The 24,445-nt window shown below is 53.7% G+C and carries 25 protein-coding genes; 7 read left to right on the forward strand and 18 right to left on the reverse strand.

The window, feature by feature from the left end:
• Positions 1-128: 128 nt before the first annotated feature.
• The 7 genes from AC8GFP_RS12820 to AC8GFP_RS12850 all read right to left on the reverse strand — a co-directional run bounded on the left by AC8GFP_RS12820 (position 129) and on the right by AC8GFP_RS12850 (position 8,210).
• Entirely contained in the window at positions 129-2,195 is a 2,067-nt protein-coding gene (locus AC8GFP_RS12820) for an AAA family ATPase (RefSeq protein ID WP_506613799.1), read from the reverse strand.
• Between the two features lie 80 nt (positions 2,196-2,275).
• Positions 2,276-2,758, reverse strand: a complete 483-nt coding sequence (locus AC8GFP_RS12825) for a molybdenum cofactor biosynthesis protein MoaE (protein WP_506613801.1) — start codon at positions 2,756-2,758, stop codon at positions 2,276-2,278.
• 2 nt (positions 2,759-2,760) lie between these two features.
• Complete coding sequence (gene moaD, locus AC8GFP_RS12830) at positions 2,761-3,012, reverse strand: molybdopterin converting factor subunit 1 (RefSeq protein WP_506613802.1); 252 nt, start codon at positions 3,010-3,012, stop codon at positions 2,761-2,763.
• Positions 3,009-4,247: a molybdopterin molybdotransferase MoeA gene (locus AC8GFP_RS12835; RefSeq protein WP_506613804.1), complete on the reverse strand. Its 1,239-nt coding sequence runs from the start codon at positions 4,245-4,247 to the stop codon at positions 3,009-3,011. The genes moaD and AC8GFP_RS12835 overlap by 4 nt, the downstream gene beginning before the upstream one ends.
• Entirely contained in the window at positions 4,244-5,677 is a 1,434-nt protein-coding gene (gene thrC / locus AC8GFP_RS12840) for a threonine synthase (RefSeq protein WP_506613806.1), read from the reverse strand. Before thrC ends, AC8GFP_RS12835 begins: the two co-directional genes overlap by 4 nt.
• Positions 5,677-6,987, reverse strand: a complete 1,311-nt coding sequence (locus tag AC8GFP_RS12845) for a homoserine dehydrogenase (RefSeq protein ID WP_506613808.1) — start codon at positions 6,985-6,987, stop codon at positions 5,677-5,679. The genes thrC and AC8GFP_RS12845 overlap by 1 nt, the downstream gene beginning before the upstream one ends.
• Entirely contained in the window at positions 6,984-8,210 is a 1,227-nt protein-coding gene (locus tag AC8GFP_RS12850) for a pyridoxal phosphate-dependent aminotransferase (protein WP_506613810.1), read from the reverse strand. Before AC8GFP_RS12850 ends, AC8GFP_RS12845 begins: the two co-directional genes overlap by 4 nt.
• Positions 8,211-8,297: 87 nt before the next feature.
• Here AC8GFP_RS12850 and AC8GFP_RS12855 point away from each other — a divergent pair, with 87 nt between their 5' ends.
• The 3 genes from AC8GFP_RS12855 to AC8GFP_RS12865 all read left to right on the forward strand — a co-directional run bounded on the left by AC8GFP_RS12855 (position 8,298) and on the right by AC8GFP_RS12865 (position 10,947).
• Positions 8,298-8,675 (forward strand): Mth938-like domain-containing protein, encoded by a 378-nt coding sequence (locus tag AC8GFP_RS12855; RefSeq protein WP_506613812.1) that lies wholly within the window; start codon positions 8,298-8,300, stop codon positions 8,673-8,675.
• 125 nt (positions 8,676-8,800) lie between these two features.
• Entirely contained in the window at positions 8,801-9,289 is a 489-nt protein-coding gene (locus AC8GFP_RS12860) for a peroxiredoxin (RefSeq protein WP_506613814.1), read from the forward strand.
• 5 nt (positions 9,290-9,294) lie between these two features.
• Entirely contained in the window at positions 9,295-10,947 is a 1,653-nt protein-coding gene (locus AC8GFP_RS12865) for a PhoH family protein (protein WP_506613816.1), read from the forward strand.
• Between the two features lie 4 nt (positions 10,948-10,951).
• Here the strand turns inward: AC8GFP_RS12865 and dnaB are convergent, their stop codons facing one another.
• The 6 genes from dnaB to ppsA form a co-directional block, all read right to left on the reverse strand.
• Positions 10,952-12,355: a replicative DNA helicase gene (dnaB, locus tag AC8GFP_RS12870; protein WP_506613818.1), complete on the reverse strand. Its 1,404-nt coding sequence runs from the start codon at positions 12,353-12,355 to the stop codon at positions 10,952-10,954.
• Positions 12,356-12,535: 180 nt separating this feature from the next.
• Complete coding sequence (rplI, locus tag AC8GFP_RS12875; RefSeq protein WP_506613820.1) at positions 12,536-12,988, reverse strand: 50S ribosomal protein L9; 453 nt, start codon at positions 12,986-12,988, stop codon at positions 12,536-12,538.
• 11 nt (positions 12,989-12,999) lie between these two features.
• Complete coding sequence (rpsR, locus tag AC8GFP_RS12880; RefSeq protein WP_506613822.1) at positions 13,000-13,281, reverse strand: 30S ribosomal protein S18; 282 nt, start codon at positions 13,279-13,281, stop codon at positions 13,000-13,002.
• Positions 13,282-13,292: 11 nt separating this feature from the next.
• On the reverse strand, positions 13,293-13,583 hold the full coding sequence (gene priB / locus AC8GFP_RS12885) for a primosomal replication protein N (protein WP_506613824.1): 291 nt from the start codon (positions 13,581-13,583) through the stop codon (positions 13,293-13,295).
• A 24-nt stretch (positions 13,584-13,607) separates the two neighbouring features.
• The gene (gene rpsF, locus AC8GFP_RS12890) at positions 13,608-13,973 is read right to left on the reverse strand and encodes a 30S ribosomal protein S6 (protein WP_506613826.1); all 366 of its coding nucleotides are present in this window, start codon (positions 13,971-13,973) and stop codon (positions 13,608-13,610) included.
• Between the two features lie 92 nt (positions 13,974-14,065).
• Entirely contained in the window at positions 14,066-16,459 is a 2,394-nt protein-coding gene (gene ppsA / locus AC8GFP_RS12895) for a phosphoenolpyruvate synthase (protein ID WP_506613828.1), read from the reverse strand.
• A 183-nt stretch (positions 16,460-16,642) separates the two neighbouring features.
• On the opposite strand from ppsA, the gene ppsR reads away from it, so the two are divergent.
• Positions 16,643-17,464, forward strand: coding sequence for a posphoenolpyruvate synthetase regulatory kinase/phosphorylase PpsR (gene ppsR, locus AC8GFP_RS12900; protein ID WP_506613830.1), 822 nt, complete (start codon positions 16,643-16,645; stop codon positions 17,462-17,464).
• Between the two features lie 14 nt (positions 17,465-17,478).
• Here ppsR and AC8GFP_RS12905 read toward each other — a convergent pair whose 3' ends face one another.
• Positions 17,479-17,886, reverse strand: a complete 408-nt coding sequence (locus AC8GFP_RS12905; RefSeq protein ID WP_506613832.1) for a GlcG/HbpS family heme-binding protein — start codon at positions 17,884-17,886, stop codon at positions 17,479-17,481.
• Between the two features lie 108 nt (positions 17,887-17,994).
• On the opposite strand from AC8GFP_RS12905, the gene AC8GFP_RS12910 reads away from it, so the two are divergent.
• Positions 17,995-18,687 (forward strand): Bax inhibitor-1 family protein, encoded by a 693-nt coding sequence (locus AC8GFP_RS12910; protein WP_506613834.1) that lies wholly within the window; start codon positions 17,995-17,997, stop codon positions 18,685-18,687.
• Between the two features lie 118 nt (positions 18,688-18,805).
• Here AC8GFP_RS12910 and rlmD read toward each other — a convergent pair whose 3' ends face one another.
• Genes rlmD through surE form a run of 4 tightly spaced genes read right to left on the reverse strand, consistent with a single transcriptional unit; the run spans position 18,806 to position 22,656 of the window.
• Positions 18,806-20,194 carry a 23S rRNA (uracil(1939)-C(5))-methyltransferase RlmD gene (gene rlmD, locus AC8GFP_RS12915; protein ID WP_506613836.1) on the reverse strand — a complete coding sequence of 463 codons (1,389 nt, stop codon included), beginning with the start codon at positions 20,192-20,194 and terminating at the stop codon, positions 18,806-18,808.
• A gap of 24 nt (positions 20,195-20,218) precedes the next feature.
• A complete protein-coding gene (locus AC8GFP_RS12920; RefSeq protein ID WP_506613838.1) occupies positions 20,219-21,094 on the reverse strand; it encodes a peptidoglycan DD-metalloendopeptidase family protein in 876 nt (291 codons plus the stop codon).
• Positions 21,095-21,895: a protein-L-isoaspartate(D-aspartate) O-methyltransferase gene (locus AC8GFP_RS12925; RefSeq protein WP_506613840.1), complete on the reverse strand. Its 801-nt coding sequence runs from the start codon at positions 21,893-21,895 to the stop codon at positions 21,095-21,097.
• A complete protein-coding gene (gene surE / locus AC8GFP_RS12930; protein ID WP_506613842.1) occupies positions 21,892-22,656 on the reverse strand; it encodes a 5'/3'-nucleotidase SurE in 765 nt (254 codons plus the stop codon). The genes AC8GFP_RS12925 and surE overlap by 4 nt, the downstream gene beginning before the upstream one ends.
• A 111-nt stretch (positions 22,657-22,767) precedes the next feature.
• Here surE and AC8GFP_RS12935 point away from each other — a divergent pair, with 111 nt between their 5' ends.
• Together AC8GFP_RS12935 and AC8GFP_RS12940 are read left to right on the forward strand one after the other, a co-directional pair.
• Complete coding sequence (locus AC8GFP_RS12935) at positions 22,768-23,748, forward strand: NADPH:quinone oxidoreductase family protein (RefSeq protein ID WP_506613844.1); 981 nt, start codon at positions 22,768-22,770, stop codon at positions 23,746-23,748.
• Between the two features lie 103 nt (positions 23,749-23,851).
• Complete coding sequence (locus AC8GFP_RS12940) at positions 23,852-24,445, forward strand: hypothetical protein (protein WP_506613846.1); 594 nt, start codon at positions 23,852-23,854, stop codon at positions 24,443-24,445.

The raw sequence follows: 24,445 nt of genomic DNA on the forward strand, positions 1-24,445 counted from the left end.
CCAAGCGCTCTGTAGCCGCCAATGCCTGTCAGGTATTCCTGAACTACTTGTTGCTTGAATCTCTCGTCATATCTCGCCATGAAAAACACCCCAAAGGTTGGACTGGTGTCCAGCTTTTGGGGTGCAGTTCAAGGGTGGGCTTTTTCAATCTCGTCCATCAAGATGACCGAATACGGTTTGCGCCGGACCAGTTCGGTGAGGTAGCCGCCCTCGTCATAGCCCACGTAACCCGGGGGGGCACCAATGAGTTTGCTGACCGAGTGCTTTTCCATGAACTCGCTCATGTCGATGCGAATCAGGTGGTCTTCGCTGTCAAATAAAAAGCCCGCCAAGGCTTTGCAGAGCTCGGTTTTGCCCACACCGGTGGGCCCCAGGAACAAGAACGATCCTGTGGGCCGTGAAGGGTCGCTCAAGCCCGCGCGTGAACGGCGGATGGCGTTGGACACCGCCACGATGGCTTCGTCTTGCCCCACCACCCGGGCGTGCAATCGCTCTTCCATCAGCAACAGTTTTTCACGCTCGCCTTGCATCAGTTTGGACACGGGAATGCCGGTGGCGCGGGCCACGACTTCGGCGATTTCTTCGGCACCCACTTGGGTGCGCAACAGGCGCGTGCCTTGTTTGGCCGTGTCCCAGTTGTCTTCGCTGGCATTGGCGTCTTTCAGGCGCTTTTCCAACTCGGGCAACTTGCCGTATTGCAACTCGGCCACCTTGTTGAAGTCGCCTTGGCGTTTGAACTCTTCCATTTGAATGCGGCAGCGTTCAATTTCTTCTTTGATTTGCGCCCCGCCTTGGGCCTGGGACTTTTCAGATTTCCAAATGTCTTCCAGATCGGCGTATTCTTTTTGCAGCTTGACGATTTCTTCTTCAATCAAGGCCATTCGTTTGATGGACGCATCGTCTTGCTCTTTGCGCACCGCTTCGCGTTCAATCTTCAATTGAATCAAGCGCCGATCGAGTTTGTCCATCACCTCGGGCTTGGAGTCGATTTCAATTTTGATTTTGGCGGCCGCTTCGTCAATCAAATCGATCGCCTTGTCGGGCAAGAATCGATCGGTGATGTAGCGGTAAGACAGTTCGGCCGCCGCCACGATGGCCGGGTCGGTGATTTCGACGCCGTGGTGCACTTCGTATTTTTCTTGCAAGCCGCGCAAAATAGCGATGGTGGCTTCCACTGACGGCTCATCGACCATGATTTTTTGAAAACGCCGCTCCAGGGCTGCGTCTTTTTCGATGTATTTGCGGTACTCATCCAAGGTGGTGGCGCCCACGCAATGCAACTCGCCACGTGCCAAAGCAGGCTTCAACATGTTGCCAGCATCCATCGAACCCTCTGTCTTACCGGCACCCACCATGGTGTGGATTTCATCGATGAACAAAATGGTTTGCCCTTGGTCTTTGGACAACTCGTTCAACACCGACTTCAACCGCTCTTCAAACTCACCGCGAAATTTCGCACCGGCCAGCAAAGACGCCATGTCCAGGGACAACACACGTTTGCCTTTGAGCGAATCGGGCACTTCACCGGCGACGATGCGTTGCGCCAAGCCTTCCACAATGGCGGTTTTGCCGACACCGGGCTCGCCAATCAAGACCGGGTTGTTTTTGCTACGGCGCTGCAGCACCTGGATGGCGCGGCGAATTTCATCATCTCGGCCAATCACCGGATCGAGCTTGCCGGAGCGGGCTCGCTCGGTCAAATCCATGCAGTATTTTTTCAAGGCTTCGCGCTGGCCTTCGGCATCTGCGGAATTCACTTTGTCGCCGCCGCGCAATGCCTCCACCGCAGAGGACAGGCTTTGGCGGGTCAGGCCGTGTTGTTTGGCTTTTTGCGCCAAGTCTGTTTTCGCGTCACTCAAGGCCAACAAAAACAATTCGCTGGCGATGAACTGGTCGCCGCGCTTCATAGCGTCTTTTTCAGCGGCCTGCATCAAGGAAATGAGGTCGCGCCCCACCTGCACCTGTTCTTGGCCTTGGACCTGGGGCAGCTTGTGCATGGCCTCTTCGGCGTCTTTGAGCAAACCCGCGATGTTCACGCCAGCACGCAACAAAAGCGCACGGGGTCCATCGTCTTGGCGCAACAAGGCCACCAACAAATGGCTGGGTTCGATGTAGGCATGGTCTGCACCCAAGGCCAATGTTTGGGCCTCGGACAGGGCTTCTTGAAACTTAGTGGTTAACTTGTCAACACGCATCTGGACCTCTTCTTGGAGACTACCCACAGCACGTGAGGCAATGCAGTGCGAATTCAAGCCCCGGCTGGCCGGGCCATTGGCTACGTGCTGCTGGCGTTGCTGGCCTGAATGCCCCAACGAGCCAAAGCTTTGTCGTCCGACACCCGGGCATCAACCCAGCGGTGGCCGCCGGGCGTGGCTTCTTTTTTCCAAAATGGCGCTTGGGTTTTCAAGTAGTCCATGAGGAATTCACAGGCTTGAAAACTCTCTCCTCGGTGGGCCGAGGTGACGGCGACCAAGACGATTTGATCAAGGGGTTGCATGAGGCCCACCCGATGGATGACCCGCGCACCCAAGATGTCAAAACGTTCGGCCGCCTCGGCCATCATGCCTTGGATGGACTGCTCGGTCATGCCGGGGTAGTGCTCGAGTTCCAGCGAGGACACCTGGTCGCCCTCGTTGCGGTCCCGCACCGTGCCAATGAAGGAACACACCGCGCCGACTGCGGGCTGACCGGCTCTGAGCTGCGCCACCTCGTGGCTGAGGTCAAAGTCTTGGGTTTGAATCTGAACCGTGAAAGCCATGCTCAACCGCCCGTCACAGGGGGGAAGAAGGCCACTTCAGCGTCCGGCAGCAAGGCGGCATCACCATCGCAGACCTTTTGGTTCATGGCCATGCGAATCGCTTTGCCCAAGCCCAGTGCCTGCGCATAGGGCTCACCACGGGCAATGAGCTCTTCACGCAAGCCGTCCAAGGTGGTGGCCGACGTGTCCACCTGCTCTTGGCTTTGCGCCAACTGTTCGCGCACCGAAGCGAAATAGCGGAGTGTGATTTTCATGACATCCAATGTGAAAAAGGAATGAAATCAACCATATCACCAACCGCAATCGTGCGACCGGGTGGGTTGTCGATCAAGCCATCGCCCCACACGGCCGAGGTGAGCACGCCCGAGCTTTGGTTATCGAACAGGTCGAGACCGCCTTGGGCATTGCGCCGAACCCGCAAAAACTCGCGGCGTTTGTCGGCACGTGGCCAAACGAAATCGGCCCGCATGGCAAACGGCTGAAGTGTTGTTGAACTGACGCCCTGCAAAGCGCTGACGAAGGGGCGTACCAGCAACATGAAAGTGACCAAGCTGGACACCGGATTGCCGGGCAAGCCAATGAAATGCGCGGTGCTGCCGTCGGTGCGGCGCAGTTGACCAAAGGCAAAGGGCTTGCCGGGCTTGATGGCCAAGGCCCACAAATGCAGTTCACCCAAGGCCTGCACCGCAGGTTTGACATGGTCTTCTTCGCCCACCGACACACCGCCGCTGGTGAGGATCAGGTCGTGCTGCTGGGCGGCTTGGGCCAACATGGCTTGGGTGGGTTCGAGTTTGTCGGGCAGGTTGCCCAAATCGGTGACCACGCAACCCAGGCGCTCGAGCAAAGCACGCAGGAAAAAGCGGTTGGAATTGAAGATGGCCCCAGGCGGCAACTGGTGGGGCGCAAGGTCGCCGGGCATGACCAATTCATCGCCAGTGGACAACAGACCCACGCGGGGTCGCACATGCACCGGCAACTGCGCCATGCCAATGCTGGCAGCCAGCCCCAGCGAGGCGGGTGTCAAGCGCAAGCCCTTGGGCAGCACCACCTGGCCCTGCGCGATGTCTTCGCCTTGTTGGCGGATGCATTGGCCTGCTTTGGGTGGGGTTTGGATATGCACCCGGCCATCCTCCAAGGCCACGCAGTCTTCTTGCATGACCACCGCATCGGCACCCTGCGGCACAGGTGCGCCGGTGAAGATGCGTGCTGCATGACCAGCTTGCAATTCAGACGGGGCGCTGCCTGCTGGAATGCGTTGGCCCAACTTCAGCACACCATCAGCGGCAGCCCAGTCTTGGCAATTGAAGGCATAGCCGTCCATCGCAGAATTATCGAAAGACGGCACGTTCAGTTCGGCCACGCAGTCTTGCGCCAACACGCGGCCATCGGCTTGCATGGTGGACACGTGGTCGACGGCACCCAGCGGCTGGGCATGGCCCAGCAGTTGCGCCAAGGCGTCGTCCAAGGGAAGCAGCGAGGGCTTGTTCATGGCGTGGCGCAGTGGGTTTCAATGAAGGTCTTGATCTGGTTCACATCGGTCGACATGACTTCCACGCGCTGCGGCAAACTTTCCAGATGCGCAAACTTCGGTGGCATGTCGGGGCTGCGGCCGAGGGCTTCCAAAATGGTACTTTCAAACTTGATAGGCAACGCGGTTTCCAGCACCACCATGGGGGTGTCAGGCAGTGCCCAGTCACGGGCCACCTTGATGCCATCAGCCGTGTGGGGGTCGAGGATTTGACCCTGCTGCGCGGCGGCGGCGCGGATGGTGTCCAAGCGGTTTTGATGCGTGCTTTTGCCGCTTTGAAAACCGTACTGCTGCGCGGTTTGGTTGAAAAATGGCTCATGCGCCAATGAAAACTGTCCCTTGCCCGCCAAATCGGGGCCGAACAACTGGGCCGTTTTCTTGGCATCTCGGCCGGTCAAATCGAAGATGAAGCGCTCGAAATTGCTGGCTTTTGAAATATCCATCGACGGGCTGGAGGTTTCAAACGTGTGGCTGCTGGTGCGCACTTTGTAAATACCGGTGCGGAAAAATTCGTCCAACACATCGTTCTCGTTGGTGGCGACCACCAAATGGTCGATGGGCAGACCCATCATGCGGGCCACGTGCCCGGCGCAAACATTGCCGAAGTTGCCGCTGGGCACGGTGAAACTGATGCGTTCTTGGTTGGACTTGGCCACCTGAAAGTAAGCGGCAAAGTAATAAACCACCTGCGCCAACAAACGCGCCCAATTGATGGAGTTGACCGTGCCAATTTTGTAGCGGCGCTTGAATTCAAGGTCGTTCGAGACGGCTTTGACCATGTCTTGGCAATCGTCAAACACGCCTTCCACAGCGATGTTGAAAATATTCGGATCTTGCAAGCTGAACATTTGTGCTTGCTGGAACTTGCTCATGCGGCCATGTGGGCTGGTCATGAACACGCGAACACCATTTTTGCCGCGCATCGCATATTCAGCGGCGCTGCCGGTGTCGCCCGAGGTGGCGCCCAAAATATTCAGCTCTGCCGAGCGGCGGTTCAATTCATATTCAAACAAGTTGCCCAACAACTGCATGGCCATGTCTTTGAAAGCCAACGTGGGGCCATTGGACAATTCCAAAATAAACACATTTTTTTCGAACGGCCGCACAGGGGCAATCAGGGGCGAGCCAAAAACGTCAGCGGTGTAGGTCTTTTTGCAAAGCGCCGACAAATCATCTGCCGGCATGTCGTCAATGTACAAACGCAGAATTTCAAATGCCAAGTGCGCATAGCCTTGGGTTTCGAAAACTTGGCGCAAAGCGCCTAACTGCTGGGCATCCAGGGCGGGGTAATGGGTTGGCAAATACAAGCCACCATCGGGGGCCAGACCCTCCAGCAAGATGTCACAAAAGCGTTGCTTGGACGCATGACCCCGGGTCGAGATATACAACATCAGCTCAAATCTTCCTTGCGAATGCGAACCACGGGATGCAACACCGTGGGCAATTGCTGAATTTTCTGAATAGCTGCGTTCATCACCGACTCTTGGGCTAAATGGGTGAGGATGATCAATTCGGTTTGGTCATGGCCTTGGGACGCGGGTTGCTGCAGCATGGCGTCGATGCTGATGCCAAATTCGGCCAGCACACCAGTCACATTGGCCAACACGCCCGCCTGATCGGCCACGCCCAAACGCAGGTAATGGCAGGTTTGAACATCGTCGATGGACAGCACGGGCAGGTCTTGGATGGCTGAAGGCTGGTAGGCCAAGTAAGGCACCCGGCAAGCGGCATCGGCCGTGCTCAAGCGAGCAATGTCGATCAAATCAGCGATGACTGCACTGGCAGTGGGTTCGCCACCAGCGCCTTTGCCGTAGTAAAGGGTCGTGCCCACAGCATCAGCCTTGACCATGACCGCGTTCATCGCACCTTCCACATTGGCGATCAGCGATTCCTTGGACACCAAGCTGGGATGTACTCGGAGTTCAATGCCATGGGCCGTCTTCTTGGCGATGCCCAACAACTTGATGCGGTAGCCCAGTTGTTTGGCAAACTCGATATCCACGGCTTGCAAATGGACGATGCCTTCAATATAGGCCTTGGCAAAAGGCATGGGAATCCCAAAAGCAATAGACGCCAAGATACTGCATTTGTGGGCGGCATCAATACCTTGAATGTCGAATGTAGGGTCGGCTTCGGCATAGCCAAGTGCTTGGGCCTGCTTGAGTGCAGCCTCAAAACTCAAGCTCTTTTCACGCATTTCGGTCAGGATGAAATTGGTGGTGCCGTTGATGATGCCCGCCAACCATTCGATGCGGTTGGCGCTCAAGCCCTCGCGCAAAGATTTGATGATGGGAATGCCACCAGCCACAGCCGCTTCAAAACCGATCATCACACCCTGGCGTTGGGCAGCGGCAAAAATCTCGTTGCCATGCACAGCCAGCAAGGCCTTGTTGGCGGTTACAACGTGTTTGCCTGCGTCAATGGCGCTCAGCACCAACTCGAGGGCGATGCCATAGCCGCCAATCAATTCGATGACGATGTCAATCTCGGGGTTGGCGATGACCAGCTTGGCGTCAGAGACCACTTGGCAATCGCTGCCAACCAACGCATGGGCTTTGGCAGTGTCCAGGTCGGCCACCATGCTGATGACCACGGGGCGGCCCAAGCGGCGCTGGATTTCAGCTTGGTTGCGCTTCAGGACTTCATAAGTGCCGCTGCCAACCGTTCCCAGTCCCAACAGGCCAACTTGAATGGGTTTCATGCGAGTGCATTCTTTCGGTAATGTTCTAGAAATTGAGCGATCCGACCGATGGCCACGCGCAGATCATCTTCATGCGGCAAAAACACAATCCGGAAGTGGTCAGGGCTGGGCCAATTGAAACCCGTGCCTTGCACCAACAACACCTTGGTTTCTTGCAACAAGTCGTTGATGAATTGCTGGTCGTCTTTGATGGGGTACATCTTCGGGTCGAGCTTGGGGAACATGTAGAGCGCTGCTTGGGGCTTGACGCAGGTGACACCTGGGATGGCGGTGATGAGCTCGTAGGCCAAATCACGCTGGCGGCACAAACGGCCACCGGGCTTGACCAAATCATTGATGCTTTGGTAGCCACCCAAAGCAGTTTGAATAGCGCTTTGGCCAGGCACGTTGGCGCACAAGCGCATGGAGGACAGCATGTTCAAGCCCTCGATGTAGTCCTTGGCGGGTTTTTTATCGCCTGACACCACCAACCAGCCGGCACGGTAGCCACAACTGCGGTAGCTTTTAGACAGCGAATTGAAGGTGAGCGTCAGCACATCTTTGGACAAACTGCCAATGGCAGTGTGGTGCACACCGTCATAGAGCACCTTGTCATAGACCTCGTCGGCAAAGATGATCAAGCCATGTTCGCGCGCCAAATTGACGATGCTTTTGAGCAAGGCGTCGGAGTACAGCGCACCCGTGGGGTTGTTGGGGTTGATCACCACGATGCCTTTGGTGTTGGGCGTGATCTTGGACTTGATGTCCTCAATGTTGGGCATCCAGCCATTGGCCTCGTCGCACATGTAGTGCACCGGTGTGCCGCCGGACAAACTAACGGCCGCGGTCCACAAGGGGTAGTCGGGCGCAGGAAGCAGCAACTCGTCGCCGTTGTTGAGCAGTGCATTGGTGGCCATGACAATCAACTCACTGGCGCCATTGCCCAGGTAAATATCGTCAAGCAGCACGCCTTCAATGCCTTGCTGTTGGGTGTAGTGCATCACCGCTTTGCGGGCGGCAAAAATGCCTTTGCTGTCGGAATAAGCGGCCGCACCGGGCAAGTTGCGAATGATGTCTTGTTGAATTTCTTCAGGGGCATCAAAACCAAACACCGCCAAATTGCCGATGTTCAACTTGATGATCTTTTGACCCTCTTCTTCCATTTGGCGTGCTTTGTCCAACACGGGCCCGCGAATGTCGTAGCAAACATTGGCCAACTTGTTCGATTTTTGGATGGTTTTCAAAAGACACTCCGGTGGTACTGACGGCGTAAAACCTATAATTTGACCATACTTCTTGGCACTTTTTGGCTTTCAACCTGGACCCGCGTTATGAAACTACAGCCCGATCGTGCAGACACACTTTCCGTCACCGCCCATGGACCGGGCTGGTTGGCCATCAACGGCGAACGCTTTGAACACAGCCTCCTGATCACCTCGGACGGACAAAATATCAAATGGCCCTGCGAACATTTTTCAGCACTTGCGCCTGCGCACTTTGAAATGCTGCTTGGATTGAGCGCAGAAATCATTCTGTTTGGCTCGGGCTCAAAGCATCAATTCCTTCATCCCTCTTTGTACCAATCGCTGATTGCCAAAGGCGTGGGCATTGAATGCATGGACACTGTGGCCGCTTGTCGAACCTTCAATATTTTGGCGGCGGAGCAGCGACAAGTGGCTGCCGTGTTGCTGACAACGGATCTGCTTTGAATCGTTTTTTCTGGGCGCATCTATCGGCTCAGAAACAGGCCAAAGTTCGTCGGCATTTTTTCGAGATAAAATGCGTTTCACCCGAAGATCTACTTTTGGCTCTCTAGGCATAACGGAATAAAACCATGGCGATTGTTGTCAATAAACACCTCCCCGAATTTGAAGCAAACGCTACCGGTGGGATCAAAGTGACCCATCAAACGCATGTGGGTCAAATCGTCATTCTGTATTTCTACCCCAAAGACAACACCCCAGGTTGCACCACCGAAGCCATGCAGTTTCGCGATAAATTCAAAGACTTCACCAAAGCGGGCGCCGTCATATTTGGTGTGTCCCGTGACAACATGCGCTCACACGACAGCTTCAAAGAAAAATTAGAGCTTCCCTTTGAGCTGATTGCCGACACAGAAGAAAAAATGTGTCACATGTTTGGCGTGGTCAAAAACAAAATCATGTATGGCAAAAAAGTCAAAGGCATCGAACGCAGCACCTTCTTGGTCGGTGCTGATGGCATCTTGAAACAAGAGTGGCGCGGCCTGAAAGTTCCCGGGCACGTCGATGAAGTTCTCAAAGCGGTCAAAGCACTGAAAAAATCCTCCACTGCTTCTGCCTGATTTCAATGCCGCTCCCCCCTGCCCCACGCAAGCGTGCAGACCAGATGCGCTTGGACGGGTCTAGCCCGTCAACCCCATCCAGCGCGGCCTCTGCCCCTGAAACCCCCTCAAACCGGGCCGCTTCTTCCTCCGACAAGCCGCGACGCAACATCAGCAAGGCCGCGCTAACAAGCGCCCGCCGCAGCCAAACCAAGACACCCCCTGCCCCTCAGGATCACGGCTTAGAGACAACCCCCAGATTCACACCGAAAGCAGCCAAAAGAACAAATGGTCCGCGCAAGCTGTTCGTGCTGGACACGAATGTGCTGATGCACGATCCCATGTGTTTGTTCCGCTTCGAAGAACACGATGTGTTTTTGCCCATGGTGGTTCTCGAAGAGCTCGACAACCATAAAAAGGGCATGACCGAAGTGGCGCGAAATGCGCGTCAAACCAGCCGCAGCTTGGATGCCTTGGTCAGTGCCAGCCACGAAAACATCGAACAAGGTTTGTCACTCAGTGGCACTGGCCATGTAGAAGTCGGTGGCAAGCTTTTTTTCCAAACCACGCCCCTCACGGTTGAATTGCCCTCCAGTTTGCCGCAAGGCAAAGCCGACAATCAAATCCTTGGTGTGGTGCAGGCGTTGGGCCTCTTGCATGCGCCTCGCCAAGTGGTGCTGGTGTCCAAAGACATCAACATGCGGGTCAAGGCCCGCGCCTTGGGGTTGCCCGCAGAAGACTACCAAAACGACAAAACGCTTGAAGACGGTGACTTGCTGTATTCGGGTTCAATGGCGTTGGCCCCCGATTTTTGGTCCAAGCAAGCGAAAACGGTCGAGAGCTGGCAAGCCGGTGGACAAACTTTCTACCGCATTGGCGGCCCAGTGGTGGCCAACATGCACATCAACCAGTTTGTCTATTTCGAGTCCCCGGGTGAGCCCAGTTTGTATGCCCGTGTCACCGAAATTCGTGGCAAAACCGCGGTGATGAAAACCTTGAAAGATTTCAGCCACATCAAAAATGCGGTCTGGGGTGTCACTTCGCGCAATCGCGAGCAAAACTTTGCGCTGAACATGCTGATGGACCCGGACATTGACTTCGTCACACTCACGGGCACGGCGGGCACGGGAAAAACCTTGCTGGCCCTGGCCACGGGTTTGCTGCAAGTATTGGACGACCGTCGATACACCGAAATCATTGTCACCCGCGCCACTGTGAGTGTGGGCGAAGACATTGGCTTTTTGCCTGGTACCGAAGAAGAAAAAATGGGTCCATGGATGGGGGCTCTTGATGACAACTTGGAAGTGCTGGGCAAAACCGATACCAGTGCCGGTGAATGGGGCCGCGCTGCCACCAACGAGTTGATCCGCAGCAAGATCAAAATCAAGAGCTTGAACTTCATGCGCGGTCGCACCTTTTTGAACAAGTTTGTCATCATTGACGAAGCGCAAAACTTGACGCCCAAGCAAATGAAAACCTTGATCACCCGCGCTGGACCCGGCACCAAAATTGTTTGCATGGGCAACATCGCACAAATTGACACGCCCTACCTCACTGAAGGCTCATCCGGCCTGACGTTTGCCGTCGATCGCTTCAAGGGCTGGCCCCACGGTGGTCATATCACCCTGGCGCGTGGCGAGCGTTCACGCCTGGCAGACTTCGCCAGCGAAGTGCTCTAGCGTTTCAATAATCCGTATTGCCGCCTGCATAAGACTCAAACTTGGTGATGGGTTTGAGGAAGGTGAGTTTCACAGTACCGGTTGGCCCGTTACGCTGCTTGCCAATGATGATTTCCGCCACGCCAGGCTCTTTCGAATCTTTGTTGTAGTAGTCATCGCGGTAAATGAACATGATCACATCCGCATCTTGCTCAATCGCACCCGACTCGCGCAAATCACTCATCATGGGGCGCTTGTCGGTGCGTTGTTCAACACCACGGTTGAGCTGAGACAAGGCAATCACCGGGCACTGCAGCTCTTTGGCCAGCATCTTCAAGCCCCTGGAGATTTCTCCCAACTCGGTGGCGCGGTTGTCGCCATCACTGCCACTGCTGCCACTCATCAACTGCAAATAATCCACCACCACCAAGCCCAGCTTGCCGCAATTTCGGGCCAAGCGACGTGCACTGGCGCGAAGTTCGCTCGGCGTGAGGCCAGGGGTTTCGTCAATCGACAAAGAAACTGTTCTCAAACGTTCTACAGCTTCAGCCAATCGAGGCCATTCCTCATCCTGCAATTTGCCTGTGCGCAAACGGCCTTGGTCAATGCGGCCAATGGAGCCCACAATGCGAATGGCCAGCTGGGATGCGCCCATCTCCATGGAGAACACCGCCACCGGCAAACCTTCTTTCAAGGCCACGTTTTCGGCGATGTTGATGGCCAAGGCGGTCTTGCCCATGGATGGCCGTGCCGCCAACACAATCAAATCACCGGCCTGCATGCCCGAGGTCATGCGGTCTAAATCGAAAAAGCCGGTAGGCACACCCGTGATGTCATTGGGGTTCTGCGACATTTCTTCAACCCGGTCGAGCAGCTCGACGACCAAATTGCCCATGGACTGAAAGCCTTGGCGCATGCGCGAGCCTTCTTCACCAATATTGAAAATTTTCTGCTCGGCTTCATCCAAGATATTCGGTACAGGTCGACCGTTGGTATTGAGCGCAGAGGTAGCGATTTCATCACTCACACTGACCAATTTACGCAAAATCGCACGTTCGCGAACAATCTCTGCGTAGCGCCGAATGTTCGCAGCGCTGGGGACATATTGCGCCAATGAATTCAAGTAGGCCAGACCGCCAATTTCCTCGGCTTTTCCCTGGCTTTGCAAATTTTCAAAAACGGTGATGACATCCGCAGCACGGTTGGCATTCACCAAGGTACTCACAGCCGTATAAACCAATCGATGTTCATACCTGTAGAAATCGCTATCAGACAAAAGATCGCCAACACGATCCCATGCGCTGTTGTCCAAAAGCAGTCCACCCAAGACGCTGGATTCAGCTTCTAAAGAATGGGGGGGGATGCGCAGTTGCGCGACTTGTCGATCACTCATAGACAAGTCTTCTTCGCTTGAAAAACCAACAGACATCGATCACCTTTTAAAAGACCCATCCTATAGAAATACATGAAATTTGTCATGGGATAAGCCTGTGAATAAGCTATTTATAAGTACCTGACAGACTTGTATAAATCCTCTCAAAAGGCCGATGGCCAAGAAAAAACCGCTCTGTAAGAGCGGTTTTTTCAAAGGGGCGTCAGACTGAACGGATCAGGCTGTTTCGCCGTAGACAGACACTTTGATATCCACCAACACATCGGTGTGCAAAGCCACGCTCACCTCAGAGTCGCCAACGATCTTGATCGGACCATTGGGCATTCTGATTTGAGCCTTGGACACGGTGTAACCCGATTTGCCCAATTCTTCGGCGATGTCAAAGTTGGTGACGGAGCCAAACAAACGGCCATCGACACCAGCCTTTTGGGTGATTTTGACGGTGGTACCGCTCAACTTCTCGCCTTGTGCTTGGGCTGCCACGAGTTTTTCGTGAGCCGCTTTTTCCAAATCAGCACGACGCGCTTCGAATTCTTTGATAGCTGAATCGGTGGCGCGACGCGCTTGACCGGAAGGGATCAAAAAGTTGCGGGCATAGCCGTCTTTGACTTTGACCACTTCGCCCAGGTTGCCAAGGTTGACGACTTTTTCAAGCAGAATGATTTGCATGTTTTCGCTCCTTAGATTTTGTGTTGGTCGGTATAGGGCAACATCGCCAAGAAACGTGCACGCTTGATGGCGGTGTTCAACTGACGCTGGTAAATGGCACGGGTGCCTGTCAATCGCGCAGGAATGATTTTTCCGTTTTCAGCAATGAAGTCGCGCAAAGTGTCGATGTCTTTGTAGTCGATTTCTTCAACGCCAGTGACGGTGAAGCGGCAAAAGCGCTTGCGCTTGAACAGCAAGGACTGGGTGTTGCGCTTGGGGCGCTTGTCTTTATTGAATTTTTTGAACGTGGCCATGAAAAAGGCTCCTAATTGTCAGTGTGAATACTTTGAATGTGGAAGATGACTGATTTTGATTTTTGCGTGGAAGCCAGAAAACCGGTGTATCTGCAAAGTTTTTCCAGTGGCATGTGAATCATCTTTTCGGCCATGGTACCCATGGCAACAGACTTCAGCAGCAAATGGATTTTTCTTTGCGTCCCCGCTTCTTCCAGTGTTGATTCGTGTTCGAGTTGGCAATCAACCACTGGCAAGCCAGCTGGCGTGTACCTCGTTGCGGAAACTTCAGCAATCCGTGCAACGATCTCGAAGCGATTCACATCTCCCAAACGTGATCAGTTCAATCAGGCTTGAAACTCAGCGTGCTGTGTTTTACGAGCTTCTTCTCGTTCCACAGTTTTCATCATGAGTGAAGGGCTTGTTTCTGCTTTTTTCTTCAGCACGGTCAGGTGGCGAAGAACGGCATCGTTGAACTTGAAGGCATGCTCAAGCTCGCCCATGACATCTTGGTTGGCTTCAATGTTCAAGCACAAGTAATGGGCTTTGGCCAATTTGTTGATCATGTAGGTCAACTGGCGACGACCCCAATCTTCAAGGCGGTGGACTTTGCCGCCGCCGTTGGTGATCAGGCTTTTGTAGCGTTCGAGCATGGCTGGAACTTGCTCGCTTTGATCGGGATGGATCAAAAGCACGATTTCATAATGACGCATGAACTCTCCTTGTGGATTGAGCTACCCACAGCGTCATGCGTGGTGTAGCAAGGTGGGAAACCCATCATTGTACTCAACTTCGTCGGGGGCTTTCAGCCAGCAGCCAAGGCCTGCCATGTGGCCACCACGCTGTCGGGGTTGAGTGAAATGGATTCAATACCTGCCTCGACCAACCATTTGGCGAAATCTTGGTGGTCGCTGGGGCCTTGGCCACAAATACCCACGTATTTCGAATGTTTTTGGCAAGCTTGGATGGCCCGCAGCAACATGAATTTCACCGCCGGGTCACGCTCGTCAAAGTCAGCAGCCAGCAAGGGCATGCCGGAGTCCCGGTCCAGCCCCAAGGTCAATTGGGTCAAGTCATTCGAGCCGATGGAGAACCCATCAAAGTAGACCAGGAAGTCCTCGGCCAAGATGGCGTTACTGGGCACCTCGCACATCATGATGAGTTTCAAGTCGTTTTCACCGCGACGCAGGCCGTGCGCGGCCAACAAGTCCACCACGCGTTTGGCTTGCCCCAGGGTGCGCACAAAGGGCACCATGATTTGCACATTGGTCAAGCCCATTTCACCGCGCACCCGCCTCAAGGCTTCGCATTCCATGGCAAAAGCTTCTTCAAATTCTGGGCTCAAATAGCGAGCAGCTCCTCTGAAACCCAGCATCGGGTTTTCTTCTTCAGGCTCATAGCGGCCGCCGCCAATCAACTTGCGGTATTCATTGGATTTGAAATCTGACAGCCGAACAATCACGGGCTTGGGCCAAAAAGCTGCGGCAATGGTGGCCACACCTTCGGTGACTTTGTCGACAAAAAATGCTTTGGGTGACGCGTGTCCTCGGGCCACCGATTCAACCGCTTTTTTCAAGTCGGAATCGATGTGCGGGTAATCCAAGATGGCTTTGGGATGCACCCCAATGTTGTTGTTGATGATGAACTCCAGTCGCGCCAAACCCACGCCCGAATTGGGCAGTTGTGCAAAGTCAAAGGCCAAACTTGGGTTGCCAATGTTCATCATGATCTTGGTGGAAATGCTGGGCATGTCGCCGCGCTGCATCTCAGAGACTTCGGTCTCGAGCAAACCGTCGTAGATGAACCCCGTATCGCCTTCCGAGCAACTGACGGTGACCAAAGTGTTGTTGGCCAAACGACTGGTGGCGTCGCCACACCCCACCACCGCAGGAATGCCCAACTCGCGGGCGATGATGGCTGCGTGGCAGGTTCTGCCGCCTCGGTTGGTGACAATCGCACTGGCTTTTTTCATCACAGGTTCCCAGTTCGGATCGGTCATGTCGGTCACGAGCACATCACCGGCTTGCACCAAATCCATTTCGGCCAAGCTGTTGACCAAACGAACCGGTCCAGTGCCGATTTTTTGACCAATCGCACGGCCTTCCGCCAAAACGGTGCCTTCCCCTTTGAGTTTGTAGCGCAGTTCGGTCTGGCCTTTCATTTGGCTCTTCACAGTTTCAGGCCGAGCTTGCAAGATGTACAACTTGCCGTCCATGCCGTCCTTGCCCCATTCGATGTCCATCGGGCGACCGTAATGCGCTTCGATGATCAGGGCGTAGTGGGCCAATTCGGACACTTCGTCGTCGTTCAATGAATAACGGTTGCGCATCTCGGCAGGGACATCGGTGGTGTGCACCAATTTGCCAGAAGCTTGACGTTGTGCCTCGCTTGCAAAATTCATTTGAATCAATTTGGATCCGAGGCTTCGTCGCACGATGGCTTTGTTGCCAGCCCGAAGCATCGGTTTGTGCACATAGAACTCGTCAGGGTTCACAGCACCTTGCACCACGGTTTCGCCCAAGCCATAGCTGGAGGTGATGAAGACCACATCGTCAAAACCCGACTCGGTATCCATGGTGAACATCACACCGGCGGCTCCCAAATCTGAGCGGACCATGCGCTGAACACCCGCAGAAAGCGCCACATCGGCATGGGCAAAGCCTTTGTGCACACGGTAACTGATGGCGCGGTCGTTGTACAAAGACGCGAACACTTCTTTGATTTTGTGAAGAATGTCATCAATCCCCAAGACGTTCAAAAAACTCTCTTGTTGGCCCGCAAAAGAAGCATCGGGCAAGTCTTCGGCGGTGGCTGAGGAACGCACCGCATAAGAGGCAGCGGTGGCATGGCCATTGAGCACCGCATAAGCCGCTTTGATCTCGGTTTCCAATTGGGCGGGAAAGGGTTGCGCCGTGACCCAAGCACGGATTTTTTCACCGGTGGTTGACAAATCGTGCAAGTTGTCGGTGTCCAAGGCGTCTAATGCGGCTTGGATGCGTTCGTCGAGTTGCTCGTGCTTCAAAAAAATGCGAAAAGCATGGGAAGTGGTGGCAAAGCCGGTGGGGACGCGAACCCCACTGGGGAGTTGAGAGATCATTTCGCCGAGACTGGCGTTTTTTCCGCCAACCGACTCGACGTCGGACATCCTTAAGTTTTCAAACGGTACGACCAGGGCGGTCGAATTGAAAAGCGCTGACATGGCAAGACTCCAAAAGTTAAAACGGGGTCGGGGCAGGCGGTGCTCCTTGGACGGCCTGCCGTGCACTCGCGCAAACGCTGATGTTGTCTTGTTGTTGGAATGGACATCGGTTCGGGGCGGTGCATGTTGTAATAGGGAATCTTCCTATTTTAGGCGCCTAATCTTGCGCACCCTGGACTGCTCATGCCCAATCGCACCGTGTTTTTTGTATCAGATGGAACCGGCATCACGGCGGAGACCTTTGGCAATGCCATCTTGGCGCAGTTTGAAGTGCAGCCCCGGCATGTGCGTTTGCCCTTCATTGACTCGGTTGAGAAAGCCCAACAAGCGGCTTCTCAAATCAACGCCACCGCCGCAGCCGAAGGAGTCAAACCCATTGTGTTCACCACCCTGGCCAAAGACGAGGTATTGCAGGTTTTAGCGGATGGTTGCAATGCACTTTTGATGGACATGTTCAGTACGTTTGTCAAACCACTCGAACTTGAGTTTGGTATCAAATCCAACCACCGCATTGGCCGCTTTTCGGACATCAGCAAGAGCCAGGCCTACCACGACCGCATCGAAGCCATCAACTTCAGTTTGGCGCATGACGATGGCCAAAAAAACTCGGATTTAGACAAATCAGATGTGATTTTGGTGGGGGTGAGCAGGAGCGGTAAAACACCCACGAGTTTGTATTTGGCGATGCAATACGGCCTCAAAGCCTCCAACTATCCGTTGATTCCTGAGGACTTTGAACGCCAACAATTACCGCCAGCGCTCAAACCGCATCTCAGCAAAATATTTGGCTTGACGATCTTGCCAGAACGCTTGAGCGAAATCAGAAATGAACGACGGCCCAATTCAAAATACGCCAGTTTGGAAAATTGCAAACAAGAGGTTCATGACGGTGAAGCAATGATGCGCCGACACGGTATTCGATGGCTGTCGACCACGACCAAAAGTATCGAGGAAATAGCCACCACCATCTTGCAAGAAATCCGCCCTGAAAGATTGACGTACTGAACGGACCTGAGGCTTTAAAGACCCAATGCAGCGATGCCCGCCTTGGCTATTTGCGCATCTTCATTGGACTTGACGCCACTCACACCTACGGCACCTATCACTTGGCCATCTTTGATGATGGGAACACCGCCCTCCAGAAGGCCTTTGAGGTCTGGCGCACTCAGGAAAGAATAGCGACCGGAATTGATGACGTCCTCGTAGATTTTGCTTTCACGCCGACCCAAAGCCGCTGTATGCGCTTTAGCAGGTGCAATATGGGCCGAAACCGGTGCCGCACCATCAAGCCGCTGTAACCACAACAGATGTCCGCCATCATCAACGATGGCAATGGTGACGGCCCAAGCATGCTTGATGGCTTCGGCCTCTGCTGCTGCGGCTATTTTTTTGATGTCCGCCAATTCAAGAAATGATTTTGTTTGCATGCTTGTGGCCTGATTGCATTGTTAAAAAACCAAGCATAACCCTTTTGGCATCAAGCCCTTGAAAAAGTTAGAATTGCTGCTATATCTACCTCTATAGGAGTTATTCACATGAGCGAACAAATTCAGAACTTCAACTATGCCGATACAGGCTCGGTCACCTCTGAGCGCAACAAGGTGCTCAAAAACACCTACTGGTTGCTGGCCTTGACCTTGTTGCCCACTGTTTTGGGTGCATGGGTTGGTATCACCACTGGCTTGAGTTACGCCCTCTCCGGCGGTTTGGGCCTGATTGTTTTCTTGGCCGGTGCTTTCGGGTTCATTTACGCCATTGAAAAAACCAAACACTCCTCCAAGGGGATTGCGGTCTTATTGGCATTCACTTTCTTTATGGGATTGATGCTTTCGCGCATGATTGCCATGGTGCTTGGATTTAAAAACGGCAGCGAGCTGGTGATGACCGCTTTTGGAGGCACAGCCGGTGTGTTTTTCCTCATGGCCAGTTTGGCCACAGTGATCAAGCGCGACCTGAGTGGCATGGCGAAGTGGTTGTTTGTCGGCGCCATCGTGTTGATGGTGGGCAGCATCATCAACATCTTCGTGGGCTCATCTGTTGGCATGATGGTCATCTCCATGCTCGCGATTGGTATTTTCAGTGCTTACATGCTGTTTGACATCAAACAAATCATTGATGGCGGTGAAACCAACTACATCAGTGCCACACTTGCACTCTACATGGACCTGTTCAACGTTTTCCAAAGCATGTTGGCCTTGCTTGGATTGATGGGCGGCGAAAGAGACTAAGCCCTCCGCGCTTCGATCTTCCCAAAAAGGCCTTTCGAGGCCTTTTTTTATGGTCCTATGGGCCGTTTGTATTTTTCAGGCCCTTCTTCCTTTTGCTTGTGAAGGCTGAAAAAGTCTTTTATTTTTTCAAATTGAAAACAGCAATGCTTTCCACATGCGCTGTGTGGGGAAACATGTTCACCATGCCAGCAGCTGAGCATTCGTAGCCCGCTGTGTTCACCAACAAGTCTGCATCCCGGGCCAGGGTGGCAGGGTTGCAACTGACGTAAACAATTCGTGCAGGTGCTTGCCACTGTGCCGATGGATCGGCTTTCAATGCGGCCAAGGCTTTGATCAACGCAAATGCGCCCTCGCGCGGCGGGTCGATCAACCACTTGTCCGCATGGCCAAAGGACGCCAAGTCTTCCGTACCCATCTCAAACAAATTGCGTGACCTGAATTCAACATCACACATCGGCTGAGCATGACTTCCATCCAATGCACATCGTGAATTCAAATCTTTGTTTTTCTGAGCCCAGTCCAGCAAGGACTGACTGCCCTCCACCCCGATCACATGACGGGCCAGGGTGGCCATCGGCAAGGTGAAATTGCCCAAGCCGCAAAACCAATCAATCAATTGCTCTGTGGGTTGAATATCAAGCATTCCCATGGCTTTGGAGACCAACACCTGATTGATGTGCGGATTGACTTGGGTGAAATCGGTGGGGCGAAAATGCATGGACAAGCCAAACTGGGGAAGTCCGTAAAAAAGCGATTCGGCTTCAGCGCCGTCGGCCAAGGCCAAGGGGTGAACCGAGTCGGGACCTTTGGGTTGGAGCCACCATTGCACATGGTGGTCATGGGCAAATTGCTGCAGGCAGTGGGTGTCGGCATCCGACAAAGGCAACAGGTGTCGCAAGATCAATGCAGTGACTGTGTCGCCACAAGCCACTTCAATCTGCGGGCAGCTGTCTTTGGCATCCAAACCACCAATCAAGTCTCGAAGCGGTAACAACAATGCGCTCACATGGGGCGGCAACACTGCGCAGCTTTCCATGTCGGCCACATAGCGGCTCTTGCGCTCATGAAAGCCAATCAAGACCTTGGATTTTTTGATGACATAGCGAACAGATAAACGTGCACGGTACCGGTAACCCCAGTCCGGGCCTTGAATGGGACGCAGGATCTGCAAGGGTTTGACCTTGCCCAAGTGCCATAAGTTGTCTTCCAACACCCTTTGCTTGACGGCAACTTGGGTCAACACATTCAGGTGTTGCATCTTGCAGCCGCCACAGGCACCTGCTTGCAAACCGAAATTGGGGCAATGAGGTTTCACGCGCTGAGAGGATTCATGGTGAATCTGCAGCAAGCTGCCTTGCTCCCAGTTGTTCTTTTTGCGGTGGATGTTGGCGCTGACCACTTCAAACGGCAGTGCGCCTTCCACAAACACCACTTTCCCATCACTTCGGTGCGCAATACCTTGCGCTTCCAAATCCATGGATTCAATGGTTAACGGACTGTTTGACATTTTTAAAGCGCTGAGGCGTAGTGCTTAGCGAGGCGCAAGTAATTTGGCGGGATCGACAGGTTTGCCTAACTTCCTGATCTCAAAGTGCAATTTGACTTGCTCTGAATCCGAGTTGCCCATCTCTGCAATTTTCTGACCGCGCTTGACCTGTTGGTCTTCCTTGACCAGCAAGGTTTGGTTGTGGGCGTAGGCCGTCAAATACGTGTTGTTGTGTTTCAAGATCACCAGGTTGCCATAACCTCGCAAGCCCGAACCGGCATAAACCACTTTGCCATCCGCAGAGGCCAACACAGGTTCACCCAATTTGCCGCCAATGTCGATGCCCTTGTTTTTGGCCTCATCAAAGCCAGCCAACACAGTGCCTTGGGCCGGCCACAAAAATGTCAGTTGTTCCTCTGATCCCTCAGGGGCAATTGTGTTGGTGGCGGGCGGTTGATTTTGCGGATTGGGTTTGGCTTCGACCTGGGAGCCCGCCACATGGCCTGGTGGCGTGACGGGTTTGACCACCACTTCTTCTGATGAAGCAATGGCAGAGGGCGATGCCACACGCAAGACCTGCCCAACTTCAATCAGGTTGGGGTTCTCCAACGCATTCCAACGCATGATGTCGCGCCAATTTTGACCGTGATCTAAGCCAATGCGTATCAATGTGTCGCCTTGCTTGACGGTGTAATACCCCGGCTTGGCAGCTTGATCTGGTGCGGCAGTGGTGGGCGCTGGCACTGGTGTTTGTGCTGGTGAAGTTGCTTTCGTCGTTTGTTTCTTTTTGACGGTGGGATGATCTTCAACAGGGGCGGGCGAACTGCGCCCTGAGCTGACGCAACCCGTCAAGATCAAAGCAAGCATCATGAACAAACCCAAAAAGGTACGGGCGGCCAAGGTGTCGAGAGATTTTTTCATTCAGATCACACCTGATTTGAGAGGAACAAAGTGCACTGGTTCTAACAAGGTTTGATGCAGACCCGATGAACGCTTGTCGATCACCACCAAACTCTGGACGCCTTGCGCACCGGCCAAAGGTGCCACGATGCGTCCGCCTTCGGCCAGCTGATCGATCCAAGCTTGTGGGATGGCGTCCCCACCGGCCGCGGCAATGATGCCTGCAAACGGTGCGCCCGCAGGGCATCCCAGCATGCCGTCTCCCAAGATGAGATGCAAATTCGGAATGCGCATGGGTCGCAAATTTTCCTTGGCGTTTTCATACAGTCCCTTAATGCGTTCAATGCTGTAGACCTCTTGCGAAACCTTGCTGAGCAGCGCTGCTTGGTAGCCGCAACCGGTCCCAATTTCCAATACCCGACCAAGTTTGCCGGTGATTTTCAAGTTGTTTCCTTGGCGCAAGAGTTCAATCATGCGGGCCACCACATTGGGCTTGGAAATCGTTTGACCGAAACCAATGGGCAAGCTGGTGTCCTCATAGGCTTGGTTGGCGAGGGCACTGTCAATGAACTTGTGGCGCTCCACCGAACCGAGCGCATTCAACACCATCTCGTCTTCAACGCCCTGCTCCATCAGTTTGCGAACCATGGCTGCACGAACAGTTTCTGAATCCAGTCCAAAACCTGAAGCAGCTGTGCTTTGTAGAGGTGATTTCGCTTGGGCTTGAAGTGACGCCGTCCATGTTTTGGATGAAATAGGCTGCTTAGACACCGGCGCCACGGACGATTGCAACTTGGCCGGGAAGCTGGGTCGTTCTTTCATGCCTGCGCGTTCCAGTTCGCAATGGATGTCCGCCAAAAAGGAAGCGCTTCATGGTCGGTCAAATCAACCTGCAATGGTGTTAAAGAAACATGGCCTTGAGACGTCACGTAGAAATCAGTGTCGTGGGCATCATCTTTGGCTGCCCCTGCACTGCCAATCCAATACATGGTTTCGCCACGCGGGCTTTGCTGGGTGATGACCTGTTGTGCAGGATGACGCCGACCCAAGCGACACAATTGATTCAAACCCAATTTCTCTTTGGGTAAGTTTGGAATGTTCACGTTGACCAGCCAAGGGGCTTGATTCAATGAGGCGTCTGCCATCAGGGCCAAAACCAAGTCTTTGGCACGCAGAGCGGCATCGTCCAAATGAGTCCAGCCGCGCTCTACCTGGCTAAAAGCAATGGCTGGGATGCCCATCAGGTAGCCTTCCATGGCAGCACCTACAGTTCCCGAGTAAATGGTGTCATCACCCATGTTGGCACCGTTGTTGATGCCAGAGACGATCAAATCGGGTTTGTAATTTAAAAGTCCCGTCAGGGCAATGTGCACGCAATCCGCTGGCGTTCCAGTGACGTACTTGAAACCATTCTCAGCATGCCGAATGTAAATAGGCGACTGCAGGGTCAAAGCGTTGGATTTCGCACTGTTGTTGTGTTCTGGCGCGATGACTTCAACCTGGGCAATATCTTTCAAGGCTTGGTACAAGGCGATAATGCCAGGCGCTTGGTAACCATCGTCATTGGAAATCAAAATTCTCATGCGTATCCTGGGGAAAATGTCATTGTAGGGGCCGCCTGGGTTGATCCGGCGCAGCCGTTTCAGTATTGAGAAGAATTTAGCTATCCACTTTTAATTTTTGAGGAAGAAACCATGAAAGCTTGGCTTTGCGAGAACCCGGTTGGTGTACAAGCATTGAAATGGACCGAACTGCCCACACCCACCCCAGGGGCAGATGAAGTTCTGATTCGAATTCAAGCGGCCAGTTTGAATTTTCCCGATTTGTTGATCGTTCAAAACAAATACCAGATGAAGCCAGCCCTGCCCTTTGTGCCGGGCTCGGAATACGCTGGCGTGATTGAAGCCGTCGGCAGCGATGTGAAGCATTTGAAAGTAGGCCAAACCGTGGCGTGCTTGTCTGGCACGGGCGGCTTCGCCACCCACACCTTGGCGCCTGCCAAGCTGTGCTTGCCCCTCACGCCAAGCTTCAACGCCGTTGATGCTGCGGCTTTCATCATGATCTATGCCACCTCCTTCCATGCCCTGGTGGACCGTGCTGAACTCCAGGCGGGTGAAACCGTGTTGATTTTGGGCGCGGCAGGTGGCGTTGGCTCCTCGGCGATTCAAATCGCCAAGGCTATGGGTGCCAAAGTGATTGCTGCGGCATCCACCGACGAGAAATGCGCGCTCTGCCGTCAATTGGGTGCAGATGAGGTCATCAATTACACCAACGGAGACTTCCGTGAACAAATCAAAGCCTTGACACAGGGCAAAGGACCCGATGTGATTTACGACCCAGTGGGGGGTGAATTCTCCGAGCCGGCTTTCAGATCCATCGCCTGGCGTGGACGTTATTTGGTGGTGGGCTTTGCGGCGGGTCCCATCCCTGCCCTGCCCTGGAATTTGGCCTTGCTCAAAGGAGCGTCCATCGTTGGCGTTTTCTGGGGAGATTTTGCGAAGCGAGAGCCTCAGAAGAATGCCGAAATGATGGTCACCTTGACCGATTGGTATGAGCACAAAAAGATCAAACCCTTTATCGACAGCACCATGCCCATGGATCAGTTGATGCAAGCCTATGAACGCATGAATTCCAGGGCGGTGCAAGGCAAATTGGTCATGGTCAACCCTGAGTAATTGCAGGTCTCAAGTTCAGTGGCAAAATCTAAAAGTTTCGTTCATGCGTTGGTTGTACAAATGCATGGTTTGAATGGTGTTTGACTTCACGTAAAGGTACTTCATGGCTCAAATTCTGCAATCCCTCCTCAAGACCGTCATCGCTGGCGTGGTCTTATTGATCATTATTTTGCTGGTTGAAACATCCATATCAGGCACCAGCATTCCTTTTAGCCATGCCTGGGGCACATTTGTGATGCGCTGGCTGCACGTGGCGTCTGGTGTCATGTGGATTGGTTTGCTTTGGTATTTCAACTTCGTGCAAATCCCATCCATGCCCAATATTCCCGATGAGCAAAAACCTGCCATCAGCAAAGTGATCGCCCCAACGGCATTGTTCTGGTTCCGTTACGCCGCTTTGGCCACGGTCATCACTGGATTGTTGGTGGCTTGGATGCAAGGTTATTTGATGATGGCCCTCACCCTTCAGCCTGGCGTTGTGGCCATTGGCTTGGGCATGTGGATAGCCTTGATCATGGCCTTCAATGTATGGTTCATCATTTGGCCAAACCAAAAGAAAGCCTTAGGAATCGTCACTGTTGAAGCCCCTGAAAAAGCCAAGGCAGCGCGTGTGGCCATGCTCACCTCGCGGGTGAACACCATGCTGTCCATCTCCATGCTTTACATGATGGTGGCCCAGCAAAATGCAGGTCTTTGA

Origin of the sequence: Limnohabitans simekii (SeqCode), assembly GCF_965234735.1 — a bacterium.
Lineage (GTDB): Bacteria > Pseudomonadota > Gammaproteobacteria > Burkholderiales > Burkholderiaceae_C > Limnohabitans > Limnohabitans simekii.